Below are 271 nucleotides of genomic sequence, written 5' to 3' on the forward strand. Positions count from 1 at the left end.
GCTCTAAAATAATCAAAACAATCATCTGAACAACCGCCCATTACAATATAAGCTGCTGCCCACAATGAAGAAGTATAGGATTGATTATTTTAGAGCTTGGCTTTTATATCAAGGAAAAGACATATATTATAAAGCGATTGAATCTCCTGAGACGATGATTTCTGTGCTTAAACCATTAGAAGCAGAAGGCTATGCTCCTCAATTAGAAGAAATACTTTCTGTAGCGTGTGAAGCTTACGAAGAAAAGACAGGTTTAGATAACGACTATTAT

At 35.1% G+C, this 271-nt stretch carries 1 protein-coding gene and 1 pseudogene; one reads left to right on the forward strand and one right to left on the reverse strand.

The window, feature by feature from the left end:
* Positions 1-80: pseudogene (locus tag SB660_RS20725) on the reverse strand (DUF4240 domain-containing protein); the annotation flags it as partial.
* On the opposite strand from SB660_RS20725, the gene SB660_RS20730 reads away from it, so the two are divergent.
* Positions 65-271: DUF4240 domain-containing protein (locus SB660_RS20730; RefSeq protein ID WP_410584229.1), on the forward strand; the 207-nt coding region annotated here is incomplete at its 3' end. The pseudogene SB660_RS20725 and the gene SB660_RS20730 sit on opposite strands and share 16 nt — an antisense overlap.

The sequence above is a fragment of the Bacillus sp. SIMBA_005 genome, assembly GCF_046535585.1.
Lineage (GTDB): Bacteria > Bacillota > Bacilli > Bacillales > Bacillaceae > Bacillus > Bacillus pumilus.